At 69.9% G+C, this 16,290-nt stretch carries 16 protein-coding genes; 12 read left to right on the plus strand and 4 right to left on the minus strand.

Features of this window, described 5'->3' with window-relative positions:
• Positions 1 to 15: 15 nt before the first annotated feature.
• On the minus strand, positions 16 to 429 hold the full coding sequence (locus tag AB0D85_RS41795) for an SsgA family sporulation/cell division regulator (RefSeq protein WP_362332884.1): 414 nt from the start codon (positions 427 to 429) through the stop codon (positions 16 to 18).
• Between the two features lie 253 nt (positions 430 to 682).
• Here AB0D85_RS41795 and AB0D85_RS41800 point away from each other — a divergent pair, with 253 nt between their 5' ends.
• Entirely contained in the window at positions 683 to 2,065 is a 1,383-nt protein-coding gene (locus AB0D85_RS41800) for an RDD family protein (protein WP_362332887.1), read from the plus strand.
• A gap of 179 nt (positions 2,066 to 2,244) precedes the next feature.
• Positions 2,245 to 2,889: an RDD family protein gene (locus AB0D85_RS41805; RefSeq protein WP_362332889.1), complete on the plus strand. Its 645-nt coding sequence runs from the start codon at positions 2,245 to 2,247 to the stop codon at positions 2,887 to 2,889.
• Between the two features lie 89 nt (positions 2,890 to 2,978).
• Here the strand turns inward: AB0D85_RS41805 and AB0D85_RS41810 are convergent, their stop codons facing one another.
• Positions 2,979 to 3,272 carry a hypothetical protein gene (locus AB0D85_RS41810; RefSeq protein ID WP_362332892.1) on the minus strand — a complete coding sequence of 98 codons (294 nt, stop codon included), beginning with the start codon at positions 3,270 to 3,272 and terminating at the stop codon, positions 2,979 to 2,981.
• 423 nt (positions 3,273 to 3,695) lie between these two features.
• On the opposite strand from AB0D85_RS41810, the gene AB0D85_RS41815 reads away from it, so the two are divergent.
• Both AB0D85_RS41815 and AB0D85_RS41820 read left to right on the plus strand, forming a co-directional pair.
• Positions 3,696 to 6,044, plus strand: coding sequence for an immune inhibitor A domain-containing protein (locus tag AB0D85_RS41815; protein WP_362332895.1), 2,349 nt, complete (start codon positions 3,696 to 3,698; stop codon positions 6,042 to 6,044).
• Between the two features lie 122 nt (positions 6,045 to 6,166).
• A complete protein-coding gene (locus AB0D85_RS41820; protein WP_362332899.1) occupies positions 6,167 to 6,496 on the plus strand; it encodes a hypothetical protein in 330 nt (109 codons plus the stop codon).
• A 310-nt stretch (positions 6,497 to 6,806) separates the two neighbouring features.
• Here AB0D85_RS41820 and AB0D85_RS41825 read toward each other — a convergent pair whose 3' ends face one another.
• Together AB0D85_RS41825 and AB0D85_RS41830 are read right to left on the minus strand one after the other, a co-directional pair.
• The gene (locus AB0D85_RS41825) at positions 6,807 to 7,391 is read right to left on the minus strand and encodes an isochorismatase family protein (RefSeq protein WP_362332902.1); all 585 of its coding nucleotides are present in this window, start codon (positions 7,389 to 7,391) and stop codon (positions 6,807 to 6,809) included.
• 148 nt (positions 7,392 to 7,539) lie between these two features.
• The gene (locus tag AB0D85_RS41830; protein WP_362332906.1) at positions 7,540 to 8,886 is read right to left on the minus strand and encodes a nicotinate phosphoribosyltransferase; all 1,347 of its coding nucleotides are present in this window, start codon (positions 8,884 to 8,886) and stop codon (positions 7,540 to 7,542) included.
• Between the two features lie 7 nt (positions 8,887 to 8,893).
• Here AB0D85_RS41830 and clpS point away from each other — a divergent pair, with 7 nt between their 5' ends.
• From clpS to AB0D85_RS41870, 8 genes are all read left to right on the plus strand, one after another.
• The gene (gene clpS / locus AB0D85_RS41835) at positions 8,894 to 9,259 is read left to right on the plus strand and encodes an ATP-dependent Clp protease adapter ClpS (RefSeq protein ID WP_362333096.1); all 366 of its coding nucleotides are present in this window, start codon (positions 8,894 to 8,896) and stop codon (positions 9,257 to 9,259) included.
• Between the two features lie 68 nt (positions 9,260 to 9,327).
• Positions 9,328 to 9,933, plus strand: coding sequence for a DUF2017 domain-containing protein (locus tag AB0D85_RS41840; RefSeq protein ID WP_362332909.1), 606 nt, complete (start codon positions 9,328 to 9,330; stop codon positions 9,931 to 9,933).
• A gap of 334 nt (positions 9,934 to 10,267) precedes the next feature.
• Positions 10,268 to 11,716: an amino acid permease gene (locus AB0D85_RS41845; protein WP_362332912.1), complete on the plus strand. Its 1,449-nt coding sequence runs from the start codon at positions 10,268 to 10,270 to the stop codon at positions 11,714 to 11,716.
• Positions 11,717 to 11,850: 134 nt separating this feature from the next.
• Positions 11,851 to 12,273, plus strand: coding sequence for a M67 family metallopeptidase (locus tag AB0D85_RS41850; protein WP_362332916.1), 423 nt, complete (start codon positions 11,851 to 11,853; stop codon positions 12,271 to 12,273).
• 158 nt (positions 12,274 to 12,431) lie between these two features.
• The gene (locus AB0D85_RS41855; RefSeq protein ID WP_311737230.1) at positions 12,432 to 12,527 is read left to right on the plus strand and encodes a putative leader peptide; all 96 of its coding nucleotides are present in this window, start codon (positions 12,432 to 12,434) and stop codon (positions 12,525 to 12,527) included.
• An 84-nt stretch (positions 12,528 to 12,611) separates the two neighbouring features.
• Entirely contained in the window at positions 12,612 to 12,890 is a 279-nt protein-coding gene (locus AB0D85_RS41860) for a MoaD/ThiS family protein (RefSeq protein ID WP_089106666.1), read from the plus strand.
• A 7-nt stretch (positions 12,891 to 12,897) separates the two neighbouring features.
• On the plus strand, positions 12,898 to 13,848 hold the full coding sequence (locus tag AB0D85_RS41865; RefSeq protein ID WP_362332921.1) for a cysteine synthase: 951 nt from the start codon (positions 12,898 to 12,900) through the stop codon (positions 13,846 to 13,848).
• Positions 13,849 to 14,095: 247 nt separating this feature from the next.
• Complete coding sequence (locus AB0D85_RS41870) at positions 14,096 to 16,171, plus strand: putative Ig domain-containing protein (RefSeq protein ID WP_362332924.1); 2,076 nt, start codon at positions 14,096 to 14,098, stop codon at positions 16,169 to 16,171.
• Positions 16,172 to 16,290 lie beyond the last annotated feature (119 nt).

Consider the following 16,290-nt stretch of genomic DNA (forward strand, 5'->3'; position numbering starts at 1 on the left):
CATCCGCATCCGGCCTCACTGGGCGAGCAACTGGTCGAGCGCGTCGTCGATCCCCAGCCGCCTGCCCTCGGTCCCCGGGGGCACCGCCCGCAGCGTCCGCTCCAGCCAGGCGGACACCTGTGCGGTCGGCGCCTCCAGCAGGGCGTCCCCGTCGGGTGAACTCAGCGCCATCAGCACGACGCTGCGGCCCTCCGCCTTCGTCGGCCACACCCGCACGTCCCCTTGCCCGCAGGGCCGGAACACCCCCTCCACCAGCAGGTCGCGGGCGAAGGTCCAGTGGACCGGGCACTCCGAGTTGATGTGGAAGCTGACATGGACGGCGTACGGGTCGTCGGAGCGGTAACGGAGCCGGGCCGGGACCGGGATGCTCCGCTCCGGGGACAGGATGAGCCGGAGCTCCAGCTCGCGCTCCACCACGGTGTGATCCATGACGTTCGTTTCCTCTCTCGATCAGTCGTACGGGCGCCCTGTGGATGGGCCCGTACGAGTGGAGAGGGGCTGGGGCCGCGAGCATTACGCGGGTTCCGGAAATTTTTTTCCGGTGCCGTTCCGATGCCGTGAAGGGGATGCACAGGGGTGCCCGGAAAGGGGCGGGTCCTGCGGGACTGGCGGTACGGACCACCCGCGTCTGATAGATGTGGAGGCTCCCACACGACCCCCGAGCAGATACGGGACGACGGACATGAGCGCCCCAACCCCGGCACCCGGTGACGAGCGGCCCCGCGAGGGCTACTACCCGGACCCGTCCATCCCCGGTTACGTCCGTTACTGGAACGGTGCCGCGTGGGTGCCGGGCACCAGCCGCCCCGCCCCGGCCGACGGCGAACCGCTCACCCCGCCGCCCGGCTCCGGCTCCCACCCCTCGGCCGCCGCGCCCACCGCGGCTTCCGCGGTCGAGGAGACCGGCCCGCACTTCTTCGACGAGGACCCGCAGCCGTCCGGCGCCGCGGCTTGGGGGACCGATCCCCGGGGTTCGGCGGACTCCCCGGTCCAGCCGGACGGCCGGGCCGCGCGCACGGACGGCACGGCGACGATCCCGCCGGCGGACCAGGGGGACATCGACTCGGGCGGCACGTTCATCTTCCGCAGGCCGACGCTGGGCCCGGCGGGGACCCGGCCGGCCGACCGCCCGCCCATGGACGACGGCACGATGACGTTCCGGCCGATCCGGGGCGAGGGCGCACAGGGCGCGGGCTCGGGTACGGCCGCGACGGGATCCGGCGAGCAGGGTGCGGGGGCCGGGTTCGGTGCGGTGGGTTCCGGCGGCCAGGGCGCGGGCGGCTTCGGGACGCAGGGGCCGGTCGGCGCGCCCGGCACCGGCCGTCCCGGCTTCGGCGCCGGAAAGGCGGCCGCGGCCCGTGCGGCGGCGGCCCAGGCGGATTCCGCGCCCGCCGCTCCCCAGGCGGTCGCCCCCTCCCTGCCCCAGCAGTCCGCGGGGCAGGGGACCCCGATGGCCGCCGGTTCCGGCGGTGGGCAGTCCTCCTGGGCGCAGCAGGTGCACCAGCTCGCCGGCGACCAGCAGGCCCCGCCCTGGAAGCCGCCGGTGGAGGACGTCTTCCAGGCGGCCGCCCGGCGCCAGGCGGCGGCCCGTCCCGCCGGACTCGCCAAGCGGCTCGCCGCGCGGCTCGTCGACAGCCTGGTCGTCGGCGCGGTGACCGCCGTGGCCGCCGTACCGTTCGGCACCAAGGCGGCCGAGCACGTGCAGGACAAGATCGACGCGGCCAAGCTGTCCGGCCGTACCGAGACCGTCTGGCTGCTCGACGGCACGACGGGCGCGTACCTCGGGATCGTGCTCGCCGTCCTGCTCGTCGTCGGCGTCCTCTACGAGGTGCTGCCCACCGCCAAGTGGGGCCGCACGCTCGGCAAGAAGCTGCTCGGTCTGGAGGTACGGGACATCGAGGGCCACGAGCCCCCCGCGTTCGGCGCCGCGCTGCGCCGCTGGCTGGTGTACACCGTGCCCGGGCTGCTCGGCATCGGGATCGTCGGCGTCGCCTGGTGCCTGTTCGACCGGCCCTGGCACCAGTGCTGGCACGACAAGGCGGCGCACACGTTCGTCGCGGGGTAGGCGCTTCGCTGGTGGCGCCGCGATGCGTTGTTGTTCGGCTGCGGCGCCGTCGTGGCTGGTCGCGCCCACGCGGCGGTAGCCGCACATCCATACGGCCTCGCGCCCCTTCGGGGCGCTGCCGTACCCCGTATGGCCGCTCGCCGGGTGCGGGCCGCGTGGGTTCGCGGTCCACTCGGGCCATGAGCACCGAACCGCCGCCGGAAGACGACCCGTTCAGGAAGCAGCCCCCGTCGGGCCAGGGCGAGGGGCAGGGTTCGGGCTCGGGTTCGCCGTACGACACCCCGTACGGCGGCTCGCAGCCCCCGCCGCCCTCCTACGGCGGCCCGTACGGAGCGGCCGGCGGCGAGGGCGGCTTTCCCGCCGATCCCCTCGCCGGGATGCCCCCGCTCGCCGACAGCGGCAAGCGCACCCTCGCCCGGATCATCGACATGATCCTGGTGGGCATCGTGGTCGTGCTGCTCACCTGGGCGTTCGGGGTGAGCGAGTACCAGATGCACGGCAACAGGATCTCGGCCGGCCGGTCCCTCGCCCAGTCGGTCATCGCGGCGGTCCTCTTCGTCGCCTACGACACCCTGCTGATCGCCAAGACGGGACAGACCCTCGGCAAGAAGTGGCTCGGCATGCGGGTCGCCAACCTGGACAACGGCGCCACGCCCTCCGCCCAGACCTCGCTGGTGCGCGCCCTGGTGCTGTGGCTGCCGTTCGCCTTCTGCTGCGCCTGCGTCTGGACGATCATCTGCGGCGGCTGGAGTTTCTTCGACAAGCCGTACAAACAGGGGCTGCACGACAAGGCGGCGAAGACGGTCGTCGTCACCACGAACTGATCCGAGTACGAACTGATCCCGAGGGGCGCACAAGCGGTCGGCGGGTCCGTCGGTCTCGCGGACCCGCCGACTTCACTTGGGTGCGTGCGTCAGGGGGCGGTGGGCTCCCGGACGGGTTCGGCCGTGGCGGCCGCCACGGTCTCCCGGGGCGCGGGGATCCGCGCCTCGGGCGGTGCGGTCGGGGCGGGGTGCGACTGCGCGACCGTGCGGGGCCGGGGGAGCGGAACCGTCATGGCGACCAGCAGTCCCAGACCGAGCGCGGCGAGCGCGATGACCGCGATCCCGATGCCCGAACTCGTCTGTGACAGCAGCAGCATGGCGAGCGTCGAGCAGATCACGGTGAACGAACCGTAGACGAGCTGTGCCGGGGTCGGACGAGGCATGGCAATCGTGTCCTCGGGAGATGTGGAGGTGAGACGGGAAGCAGGCCTGGCATTTCACCGGCTTCCGGGCGTTCCACCATTCGACTCTATTCGCGTGCATGCCCGAGTGGAACGACCGGTAAGCGTGACCTAACCCACGGTACCGGTGCACAGGGGGCGCACGGTCGCATGGCATACGGCAACCGCAGGCATATGCGCGCCGGTTGAGCGAGGTCCCTCGTGGACCGGTCCCTCCCCGGGCGTCCGTAAAGCGAACTTCCGCTCCGCATACTGGAGTTGAAGTTTCTAAGTCAAGGTCTGTCTTTTCTCGTAAACCAGTAGTCAAATGTCGTCACTTGAATCGACGCGTTGAACGTGCGCGCACGGACCCCCAACCATGACCCGGTCCTCCTTCCGTGCGCGCGGCGCGGGGGAGGAACTCAAGTGACCAGCAGATCCTGGACGTTGAGAGCGCTCGCCATCGGAGTGACGCTCGCGACGGCCTCAGCCGGCTTCGCCACCTTCGCGGTCGCGGAGGCCGCGACCACGGCGAAGACCGTCACCGTCGACCGGCACGACCCGTCGGCGAAGCAGGAGGAGCACGACCTCGACGGGCCCCTGAGCAAGACCCAGGAGGCCCAGCGCCAGGAGGCCCTCGACCAGGTCATATCCGGCCAGGCCCAGGTCAAGGACCGCGACGGTTCGAAGGTCGTCCAGCTCAAGGGCAAGAAGGGCGGCAGCAAGTACGTCGAACTCGGCCGCGAGAAGACGGACAGGATCTTCACGATCCTCGTCGAGTTCGGCGACCAGACCGACCCCCGCTACAACGGCACGGCCGGCCCGCTGCACAACCAGATCGCCGAGCCGGACCGCACCAAGGACAACTCCACGGCCTGGCAGGCGGACTACAACCAGGCCCACTTCCAGGACCTCTACTTCGGCACCGGCAAGAACACCGAGTCGCTGAAGAAGTACTACGAGAAGCAGTCCTCGGGCCGCTACTCGGTCGGCGGCGAGGTCACCGACTGGGTCAAGGTCCCCTACAACGAGGCCCGTTACGGCAACAACGCCTGCGGCTCCACCACCTGCTCCAGCGTCTGGAACCTGGTGCGCGACGGCCTGAACGCCTGGGTCGCCGACCAGAAGGCGGCCGGCGAGTCCGACGCGGCCATCAAGGCGGACCTCGCCCAGTACGACCAGTGGGACCGCTACGACTACGACGGCGACGGCAACTTCAACGAGCCCGACGGCTACGTCGACCACTTCCAGATCGTGCACGCCGGCGAGGACGAGTCCGCGGGCGGCGGCGCCCAGGGCACCGACGCGATCTGGGCGCACCGCTGGTACGCCTTCGGCACCGACGCCGGCGCCACCGGCCCGGACGACAACAAGCTCGGCGGCACCCAGGTCGGGGACACCGGCATCTGGGTCGGCGACTACACCATGCAGCCGGAGAACGGCGGACTCGGCGTCTACGCCCACGAGTACGGCCACGACCTCGGCCTGCCGGACGAGTACGACACCAACGGCGGCGAGAACTCCACCGGCTTCTGGACCCTGATGTCCTCCGGCTCCTGGCTGGGTACCGGCAAGGAGGCCATCGGCGACCTGCCGGGCGACATGAACGCCTGGGACAAGCTCCAGCTCGGCTGGCTGAACTACGACGTGGCCAAGGCCGGCGTGCGGTCCGCACACAAGCTGGGCGTCGCCGAGTACAACACCAAGAACAAGCAGGCCCTGGTGGTCACCCTGCCCGACAAGGCGGTCACCACGACCGTCGTCACCCCGGCCGAGGGTTCGGCCCAGTGGTGGAGCGGCAGCGGCGACAACCTCAAGAACACGCTCACCCGTGACGTCGACCTGACCGGCAAGTCGTCCGCGACCCTGAACCTCGACGGCTGGTACGACATCGAGTCGGGCTACGACTACCTCTACACCGAGGTGTCCACCGACGGCGGCGCCAACTGGACCGCCCTGGACGGCACGGTGAACGGCGCTGCCATCCCGCGCGACGGCAGCGACAAGCCGGCGCTCACCGGTTCGATCGACGCGTACGCCAAGCTGTCGTACCCGCTGGACGCCTACGCGGGCCAGAACATCCAGCTCCGCTTCCGCTACCAGACCGACGGCGGGGTCGCCCTCAAGGGCTTCGCGGCCGACGAGATCACCCTGACCGCGGACGGGTCGACGGTCTTCTCCGACAACGCCGAGTCCGCGGACGCGGCTTGGACGGCCTCCGGCTTCTCCCGCATCGGCGCGTCCTTCACCAAGGACTACGCGCAGTACTACATCGCGGAGAACCGCCAGTACGTGTCGTACGACAAGACCCTGAAGGTCGGCCCGTACAACTTCGGCTTCTCGACGACCCGTCCGGACTGGGTGGAGCACTACCCGTACCAGAACGGCCTGTTGATCTGGAAGTGGGACACCTCCGAGGCGGACGACAACACCAGCGTCCACCCCGGCACCGGTCTCATCCTGCCGGTCGACTCGCACTCGACGCCGCTGAAGTGGTCCGACGGCACGCTGATGCGCAACCGCATCCAGGCCTACGACTCGCCGTTCAGCCTCTACCCGACGGACGGCATCACGCTGCACAAGGCGGATGTCGCCACCACGATCAAGGGCTCGCGCGGGGTGCCGGTCTTCGACGACCACGCCGGCACGTACTACGACGCGTCGAACCCGGCCGCCGGAGTCAAGATCACTGACACCAATACGAAGATCAAGATCGTCGAGGAGGCGCGAGACGGCTCGACGATCTCCCTCCAGGTCGGCCCCGCGGTGAAGTAGTCGGCATACCCGCAGGTCAGAAGCGTATCGACGGCAACCCCTTGGCGGGTTGCCGTCGATCGTGTTTAGGTGCGTCCTGTGGACTTCTTATTGACACCGACGGAGACGGGGGTCTGATTCGCATGGCTGCAGGAGGCTTCTGCAAGCTGCCGAACGGCAGGGTGGTGGTGGCGCTGAACCTGCCCAGTCCGGCCACGACCGACGGCACGTCCGCCGTACGGGTACTGGTCCACGCCCAGAACCGGGCCCGGGCCCTGACCAGGCTCCGTAACCTGGGCATGCGGGCCGTCTACCTGCGGGGCAACGCCGCCCCACCGACCCCGGACGAGATCACGGCCGTCCTCCACCACCCCGACGGCCTGATATGGCGAACGGCCCCTGACAACGGTGTCACGGTCACAGAACTATGGAGACCGATCAGATCCCTGCTGCGCAGACCAACAGCAGTGTGAGGCACCGGCCAGGGGCAGCTGACCCAGGGGCACGGGGCTGTATCCGATATGCGGCTCCGCCGCGTGGGCGCGACCAGCCCCCCACCGACCCGGAGGCGCCCACCGCCCGCCCCGGCACCGCCGAATTCCGCCGTCGCGGCTGAGCGCCGCCGCGGCGGAAACGAAGGCGACCGGCAGAAGAAGACACAGGCGATCCTCAGGGCACAGGCGCCCTCAAAGCACAGCGGTATGAGGGCGCGGGCCACGTCAGGGCGCGGCGACCTCAGCGTGCGGCCACCTTAGGGCGCGGCCCCCTCGGCGTGCGGCCCCCTCAGACGACCGGCTTGCCGGTGAGTTCCACTCCTGCCTCGCGGAGCTGCTCCAGTGCGCGTTCCGTCGTCTCCTCCGCCACTCCCGCCGTGAGGTCCAGCAGGACCTGCGTGCGGAAGCCCTCGCGTGCCGCGTCCAGCGCGGTCGCCCGCACGCAGTGGTCCGTCGCGATGCCCACCACGTCCACCTCGTCGATCTTGCGGGCACGCAGCCAGTCCCCGAGCTTCACCCCGTTCTCGTCGGCGCCCTCGAAACCGCTGTACGCCGCCGCGTAGTCGCCCTTGCTGAACACGGCGTCCACCGCGCCGGAGGCGACCGCCGGGGCGAAGTTCGGGTGGAAGCCCACCCCCTCCGTGCCGGCGACGCAGTGCGCCGGCCAGCTGTGCACGTAGTCGGGGTTGTCGGCGAAGTGGCCCCCCGGCGCGATGTGGTGGTCGCGGGTCGCCACCACGTGGCGGTAGCCGGCGGGCGCCTGCCCGATCAGCTCGGTGATCGCGGCGGCCACATCCGCACCCCCGGCCACCGCGAGGCTGCCCCCCTCGCAGAAGTCGTTCTGCACATCGACGACGATCAAGGCGCGGCGCATGGTCGGTGTCCTTCGCATTCGATTTCGGTTCTGTCGAGGGGGGAGACGCGTGGAGAAAGCGTGCGGGTCCGGCCTGAACCTCCGAGCGTAGAGACTTACGGGGGCGTAGGGGAGGGGGCTTTGCGGGGCGCGTACGCGGGCACCCGCTCTAGCTACCCGAGCGCCCCTGTACGTACTCCGTCGGAATGACCGGTTCCCCCCGGGAGAGCTGGGTCGCGGACAGCGGGAGATTCGCCCGGGCCGCCGCGTGGCGCGCGCGGGGCTCGTCCAGGGACTCGCGGGCGACCACCTGGCCGGACTTCACCAGTTCGATCAGGAGCTGCTGGTCGACCAGGTCGGCCGGGACCTCCCCGGTGCCGACGACCTCGGCCTCCGCCACCCCGTCGGCGTCCAGCCGCCGCGCCGCCCACTTGCGGCCGCCGATGGACGTCTTGCCGCCCGACGACTTCTTCGCCACCGGCACCAGCGGCGCCTTCGGGTCGGCGGACTCGGCGCGGGCGACCAGCTTGTAGACCATGGAACAGGTGGGGTGCCCGGAACCGGTGACCAGCTGGGTGCCGACGCCGTACGCGTCCACGGGCGCGGCGGCCAGCGAGGCGATGGCGTACTCGTCGAGGTCCGAGGTCACGGTGATCTTCGTGTCGACGGCGCCCAGCTCGTCCAGCTGCTGGCGCACCCGGTGGGCGACGAGGAGCAGGTCGCCGGAGTCGATGCGGACCGCGCCCAGCTCGGGCCCGGCCACCTCCACGGCCGTACGGACCGCCTCCGCGACGTCGTAGGTGTCGATCAGCAGGGTGGTGCCCCGGCCGAGCGAGTCGACCTGGGCCCGGAAGGCGTCGCGCTCGCGGTCGTGGAGCAGGGTGAAGGCGTGCGCGGAGGTGCCCACCGTCGGGATGCCGTAGCGGAAGCCGGCGGCCAGGTCGGAGGTGGTGGCGAAGCCGCCGACGTAGGCGGCGCGGGAGGCGGCGACGGCGGCCAGTTCATGGGTGCGGCGGGCGCCCATCTCGATCAGCGGGCGGTCCCCGGCGGCCGAGGACATCCGGGAGGCGGCGGCCGCGATCGCCGAGTCGTGGTTGAGGATCGAGAGGATCACGGTCTCGAGCAGCACGCACTCGGCGAAGGAGCCCTCGACCCGCATGACCGGCGAGCCGGGGAAGTAGACCTCGCCCTCGGGGTAGCCCCATATGTCACCGCTGAAGCGGTAGCCGGCGAGCCACTTCAGGGTGGGCCCGTCGACGATCCCCCGCTCCTCCAGGAAGCCGAGGACGCCGTTGTCGAACCGGAAGTTCTCGACGGCGTCCAGGACGCGTCCGGTGCCCGCGACGACGCCGTAGCGGCGCCCCTCCGGCAGCCGCCGGGTGAAGACCTCGAAGACGCTGCGCCGCTCGGCCGTACCCGCCTTCAGGGCGGCCTGCAGCATCGTCAGCTCGTACTGGTCCGTGAAGAGCGCCGTCGAGGGAACATCCACCGGCAGCCCAAGGTCCGCTGTGTTCATGGCGAAGATGCTACCCCCATCTCGTCAGTGTGACGATTTTTCATCGGCGTGGCAGCATGGCCCTGTGACGTCACCCGCTCCCGTAGAGATCGAACGCACCGAATCGGCGGAGGAGACCTTCGCCGTACCCGAGCCCGACGTCCCGTGGATCACGCTCGTGCACAACGACCCCGTGAACCTCATGAGCTATGTGACGTACGTCTTCCAGACGTACTTCGGCTATCCCAAGGACAAGGCCACCAAGCTCATGCTGGACGTCCACCACAAGGGCAGGGCGGTCGTCTCCAGCGGTACCCGCGAGGAGATGGAACGCGACGTACAGGCGATGCACGGCTACGGCCTGTGGGCCACCCTCCAGCAGGACCGGAAGTAGCCCCCGCCCCCACCCCCTCCTCGATTCCACGACTCCTCGACCAGGACCGGAAGCAGCGAACCCCCTCCATGCCAGGAATCTTCGAACCGCTCCCCGGCGGCGGCGCGGCCGTCGCGCTCGACGACGTCGAGATCTCCATCATCCGGTCGCTGGCGGTCCAGCTCCTGGAGCTCATCGGCCCCGGCCCCGCCGAGGACACTCCGGCCGACCCGCTCGCCGAGCTGTTCGCCGAAGGTCCGAGCGAGGCGCCCACCGATCCGGTGCTGCGCCGCCTCTTCCCGGACGCCTACGGCGACCCGGAGCGGCTCCCGGGGTCCTCGCGGGAGGCCGAGGAGCAGCAGGCCCATTCCTCGGAGTTCCGCCGCTACACCGAGAACGACCTGCGGGCCGGCAAGCGGGAGAGCGCCCTCGCGGTGATCCGCTCCCTGGACGCCCTCGCCCCCGTGGAGGAGAGCGGCGCGGTCCTCAAGCTGTCCCCGGACGAGTCCCGGCAGTGGCTCGGCGCCCTCAACGACCTGCGCCTCGCCATCGGCTCCCGGCTCGACATCACCGACGAGGACGACACCGACCTGCTCTACCGGCTGCCTGACGAGGACCCGCGCAAGCCGATGGTGATGGCGTACCTGTGGCTCGGCGGCCTCCAGGAGACCCTGGTCGCCACCCTTATGCCGTAATTCGCCCGGAAAAAGCGTTCGCTCAGAGGACGCTCAAATCCGGATAACGATCCAGTCACCGATGCGGCCGTATATGCCCTTTTCGGCCGCACTTTGTCCGCTTCTTCCAGTGGTGTGCGCCACAATCCCTCTCGGCGGATCCCGGTGATCAATGTTGCGGCCGTGATAAATCTTCACGACCGCCCGGCGAACACACCACCCATGTGTATGTCCGGGTGCGCCACCGAACCGGCAACCACCGGTCAGGCACCGCTCCATCAATCCGGGGGGATCGAAACCCGATCCGAGGCCGACGAGAGGCCCGGTTCGGCATGGAGAAAGGCGCACAGCACACATGACCTCCGCTCAGGTCGACACATCGGAGAAGGCAGCCGGGGCCTCCGGGGCCGCCGAAGAGGGGTACGAGCGCGGGCTCGGCAGCCGCCAGGTCCAGATGATCGCGATCGGCGGCGCCATCGGCGTCGGCCTCTTCCTGGGTGCCGGGGCGAACATCGCCAAGGCCGGACCCAGCCTGATCCTCATGTACGCCGTCGCCGGCGCCATCGTCTTCTTCATCATGCGGGCCCTCGGCGAACTGCTGCTCTACCGCCCGGTCTCCGGCTCCTTCGCCGAGTACTCCCGGGAGTTCCTCGGCCCGTTCTTCGGCTACTTCACCGGCTGGACGTACTGGCTGATGTGGGTCGTCACCGGAATGGCCGAGCTGACGGCCGCCGCGATCTACGTCCACTACTGGTTCCCGTCCGTCCCGCAGTGGGTGACGGCCCTGGTCTTCCTGGTGGTCCTCTTCGGGGTCAACCTGATCTCCGTGAAGGTGTTCGGAGAGCTGGAGTTCTGGTTCTCCATGGTCAAGGTCACCGCCCTGATCGGCATGATCGTGATCGGCCTCGGCGTCCTCACGTTCGGCTTCAGCAGCGCCGGTGACACCGCGTCGGTCGCGAACCTCTACCAGTTCGACGGCTTCTTCCCCAAGGGCGTCGGCTCCTCCCTGATGACCCTGCAGGGCGTCATGTTCGCCTACCTCGCGGTCGAGCTGGTCGGCGTCACGGCCGGCGAGTCGGAGAACCCGGAGAAGACCCTCCCCAAGGCGATCAACACGCTCCCCTGGCGCATCGCGCTCTTCTACGTCGGCGCGCTCACCGTCATCCTCTGCGTCGTCAAGTGGACCGAGTTCGCCCCGGGCGTCTCCCCGTTCGTCGCCGCCTTCGCGAAGATCGGCATCCCGGCGGGCGCCGGCATCGTCAACTTCGTCGTGCTGACCGCCGCCCTGTCCTCCTGCAACTCCGGCATGTACTCCACCGGCCGGATGCTGCGCACCCTCGCCGACAGCGGCGAGGCCCCGGCCGTGTTCCGCAGGCTGTCCGCGTCGAAGACCCCGGCGCTCGGCATCACGATCTCGGTCCTCTTCATGGGCATCGGCGTGATCCTCAACTACATCGTCCCGGAGAAGGCGTTCGGCTACGTCACCTCCGTCGCCACCGCGGCCGGCATCTGGACCTGGCTGATGATCCTGATCAGCCACGTCCTGTACCGCCGCGCGGTCGAGGCGGGCCGGCTGCCGGCCTCCTCCTTCCCGGCGCCGGGCGGCGCGGTGTGCAGCTGGATCGCCATCGTGTTCCTGCTCTTCGTCACCGGCCTGATCGCGTACGACGCCGACTCCCGCGTCTGCCTCTATGTGATGGCCGGCTGGGCCGCCGCGCTCGGCGTCGGCTGGCTGGTGCTGAAGAACCGCAACCCGGAGATCGCCGAGCGCCACGAGCAGGAGCCGGCGGCGAAGGCGAGCTGACCACCCCCCTCGGACGTCCCGTCTCGGGGAGCACTCGTGGCGCTCCCCGCGGCAGCCGCTCAGGGCGTCCGGCATCTGGGCCGTCCCGTACCACCCATCGGTACGGGGCGGCCCTTCTGCTTATCCTGACCACCATGCTGACCATCACCCAGGCCCTCGTCGACCAGATCGTCGCCCACGCGCGCAAGGACCACCCCGACGAGGCGTGCGGCGTCATCGCCGGCCCGGCGGGCTCGGACCGCCCCGAGCGCTTCATCCCGATGCTGAACGCGGCGATGTCCCCCACGTTCTACGAGTTCGACTCCGGCGACCTCCTCAAGCTGTACCGGGAGATGGACGACCGCGACGAGGAGCCGGTGGTGATCTACCACTCCCACACGGCGACGGAGGCGTACCCGTCCCGGACGGACATCAGCTACGCGAACGAGCCCGGCGCCCACTACGTCCTCGTCTCGACGGCCGACACGGACGGCCTGGGCGACTTCCAGTTCCGCTCGTACCGGATCGTGGAGGGCGAGGTGACGGAGGAAGAGGTCGTGGTGGTGGCGGCGTACTAGATCCGCGGGCCGGTGGGGGCTGGTCGCGCCCACGCGGCGGAGCCGCATATCGGATACAGCCCCGCGCCCCTGGGGGGCGTCTCAATCCTCGGCCGGAATCCGTCCGGCATATGGGATCACACTCCAGGACCCCGCCCGGGAATCGATACGATGACCCCATGGTTTCCTACGACGTGAGCGACAAGGCGCCGGGCAGCATGCTCGTGGCGCGGCTGCACGTCGACCTGTGCAGGCTGAACAGCGCCATCTGTTGACGTTCCCTGCCGCCGTACGGCCGTGAGCCGCGGCGTGCCGCTGCGCGCCCACCCACCCAGACTTTCCGACAGGAGCCCTGAGCCATGGCCATCGAGGTCCGCATCCCGACCATCCTCCGCCAGTACACCGACGGTCAGAAGGCGGTGGAGGGCAGCGGTGACACCATCGCCGACCTCTTCAACGACCTCGAGACCCGGCACGCCGGTATCCACGCCCGCATCGTGGACGACGGCAAGCTGCGCCGCTTCGTCAACGTGTACCTGAACGACGAGGACGTCCGTTTCGTCGACGGCATCAACACCAAGCTCACCGACGGCGACACCGTGACGATCCTGCCGGCGGTCGCCGGCGGCATGGCCTGAGATCGGCATGCGCTACGACTCCCCGTTGGCCGCGGTCGGCAACACCCCCCTGGTGCGCCTGCCGCGGCTCTCGCCGTCCGCCGACGTCCGGATCTGGGCCAAGCTGGAGGACCGCAACCCGACCGGCTCGGTCAAGGACCGTCCCGCCCTGCACATGATCGAGCAGGCGGAGAAGGACGGCCGGCTCACCCCGGGCTGCACCATCCTGGAGCCGACCTCGGGCAACACCGGTATCTCCCTGGCGATGGCCGCCAAGCTCAAGGGCTACCGCATGGTCTGCGTGATGCCCGAGAACACCTCCCAGGAGCGCCGGGACCTGCTGGGGATGTGGGGCGCGGAGATCATCTCCAGCCCGGCCGCGGGCGGTTCCAACACCGCCGTACGCGTGGCGAAGGAACTGTCCGCCGAGCATCCCGACTGGGTGATGCTCTACCAGTACGGCAACCCGGACAACGCCGGTGCGCACTACGCGACCACCGGGCCGGAGATCCTCGCCGACCTGCCGTCCGTCACGCACTTCGTCGCCGGGCTCGGGACGACCGGCACGCTGATGGGTGTCGGGCGGTACCTGCGGGAGCACAAGCCCGACGTGAAGATCGTCGCCGCGGAGCCGCGGTACGACGACCTCGTCTACGGGCTCCGTAACCTCGACGAGGGGTTCGTGCCCGAGCTGTACGACGCCTCCGTGCTCACCACCCGCTTCTCGGTCGGCTCGGCGGACGCCGTGACCCGGACCCGGGACCTCCTCCAGCAGGAGGGCATCTTCGCGGGCATCTCCACCGGCGCCGCGCTGCACGCCGCGATCGGCGTCGGGAAGAAGGCCGTACAGGCCGGCGAGAGCGCGGACATCGTGTTCGTCGTCGCCGACGGCGGCTGGAAGTACCTGTCGACCGGCGTCTACACCGCCGCCACGACCGAGGAAGCCATCGCGACCCTCCAGGGTCAGCTCTGGGCATAGTCCTCATCATGTACGCGCCAACCCCCTCTCATGAGGGGGCCAAGCGCCCCCTACGCCGCAGTAAAGATCTTGGCGCGGGGGAACCGGTCCCGGCCGAACCCCGTTAGGTTCTGCTCCGTCCTGTCATGCCACGCACAACGGCATCCCAGGGTGTTCGAAGTGTCATGCTCATGACTGCGCGCACTCTGCCGCCGCTACGCGCGTCACGGGCCTGCCTTGTAACCCCACCGATGGAGGCAGTACCCCCATGCGTGAATCACGACGGAGCGTGCGAAGACTCCTCGCCTTCGCCTTCCCCGCTCTCGCCCTCGCCGTCTCCGGTTTCGTCGCGGCACCGACCGCGCAGGCACAGGCACCCGCCCCCCAGCTCGCCCAGGCGTCCCAGACCACCCGGGTCACCCAGAACGCCAAGGCCCTCACCGACCCCGCCCGCCAGGCCGTGCACAGCACCGGCAAGGCCGGGCAGAAGGTGCCGACCAAGCACCTCTGCGCCACCGTCAGCAAGCCCGGTGAGGTCAACTGCTTCGCGCAGCGCCGCACCGACATCAAGCAGCAGCTGGCCGCCGCGCTCGCCGCCGCCCCCTCCGGTCTGAGCCCGACCAACCTGCACAGCGCCTACAACCTGCCCTCAACGGGCGGCTCCGGTCTGACCGTTGCCGTGGTCGACGCCTACAACGACCCCAACGCGGCCTCCGACCTGGCCACTTACCGCTCCCAGTACGGCCTGTCGGCGTGCACCGTCGCCAACGGCTGCTTCAAGCAGGTCAGCCAGACCGGCTCGACCACCTCGCTGCCGACGAACGACAGCGGCTGGGCCGGCGAGGAAGCGCTCGACATCGACATGGTCAGCGCGATCTGCCCCAACTGCAACATCGACCTCGTCGAGGCCAGCTCCGCCACCGACTCCGACCTCGGCACCGCCGAGAACGAGGCCGTCGCGCTCGGCGCCAAGTTCGTCTCCAACAGCTGGGGCGGCTCCGAGTCCTCCTCGCAGACCAGCGAGGACACCTCGTACTTCAAGCACCCGGGCGTCGCGATCACCGTCTCCGCCGGTGACGAGGACTACGGCGCCGAGTACCCGGCGACCTCCCAGTACGTGACCGCCGTCGGCGGCACCGCGCTGTCGACCTCCTCCAGCACCCGCGGCTGGAGCGAGTCCGTCTGGTACACCAGCTCCTCCGAGGGCACCGGCTCCGGCTGCTCCTCCTACGACTCCAAGCCGAGCTGGCAGACCGACACCGGCTGCACCAAGCGCATGGAGGCCGACGTCTCCGCGGTCGCCGACCCGGCCACCGGTGTCGCGGTCTACGACACCTACGGCGGCTCCGGCTGGGCGGTCTACGGCGGCACCAGCGCCTCCTCGCCGATCATCGCCGGCGTCTACGCCCTCGCGGGCACCCCGGGCACCAGCGACTACCCGGCGTCGTACCCCTACAGCCACACCAGCAACCTGTACGACGTCACCAGCGGAAGCAACGGCTCCTGCTCCACCGCCTACTTCTGCACCGCCGAGACCGGCTACGACGGCCCGACCGGCTGGGGCACCCCGAACGGCACCACCGCCTTCACCGCCGGCACCAGCACCGGCGGCAACACGGTGACCGTCACCAACCCGGGCAGCCAGTCCACCACCACCGGCTCCTCGGTCAGCCTCCAGATCTCGGCGACCGACAGCGCGAGCGCCACCCTCACCTACAGCGCGAGCGGCCTGCCCACCGGCCTGTCCATCTCCAGCTCGACCGGCCTGATCTCCGGCACGGCGTCCACCGCGGGCACCTACAGCACCACCGTCACCGCGACCGACTCCACCGGCGCCTCCGGCTCGGCCTCCTTCACCTGGACCGTCAGCTCCAGCGGCAGCGGCTCCTGCACCTCGTCCCAGCTGCTGGGCAACCCCGGCTTCGAGTCGGGCAACACCACCTGGACCGCCTCCAGCGGGGTCATCACCAACTCCAGCAGCGAGTCGGCGCACGCCGGCTCCTACTACGCCTGGCTCGACGGCTACGGTTCGTCCCACACCGACACGCTGTCCCAGTCGGTGACGATCCCGAGCGCCTGCACCAACACCACGTTCACGTTCTACCTGCACATCGACACCGCCGAGACCACCACCAGCACCCAGTACGACAAGCTGACGGTGACGGCCGGTTCGACCACCCTGGCCACGTACTCGAACCTCAACGCGGCCTCCGGGTACGTCCAGAAGTCCTTCAGCCTCGGGTCGTACGCGGGCTCGACCGTCACCCTGAAGTTCAGCGGTGTCGAGGACTCCTCGCTCCAGACCAGCTTCGTCGTCGACGACACCGCCGTGACGACCGGCTGACCCGTCCCGTGAAGTGACCGGATCCCGCCCCCGGAAGCCGTCCGGGTGCGGGATCCGTACGACCGGCGGATACGTCACATCGGCACGAAGGGTCCGTTCCCCGACGGAAAGGCGGACAC

The organism is Streptomyces sp. NPDC048277 (genome assembly GCF_040652235.1).
GTDB lineage: Bacteria > Actinomycetota > Actinomycetes > Streptomycetales > Streptomycetaceae > Streptomyces.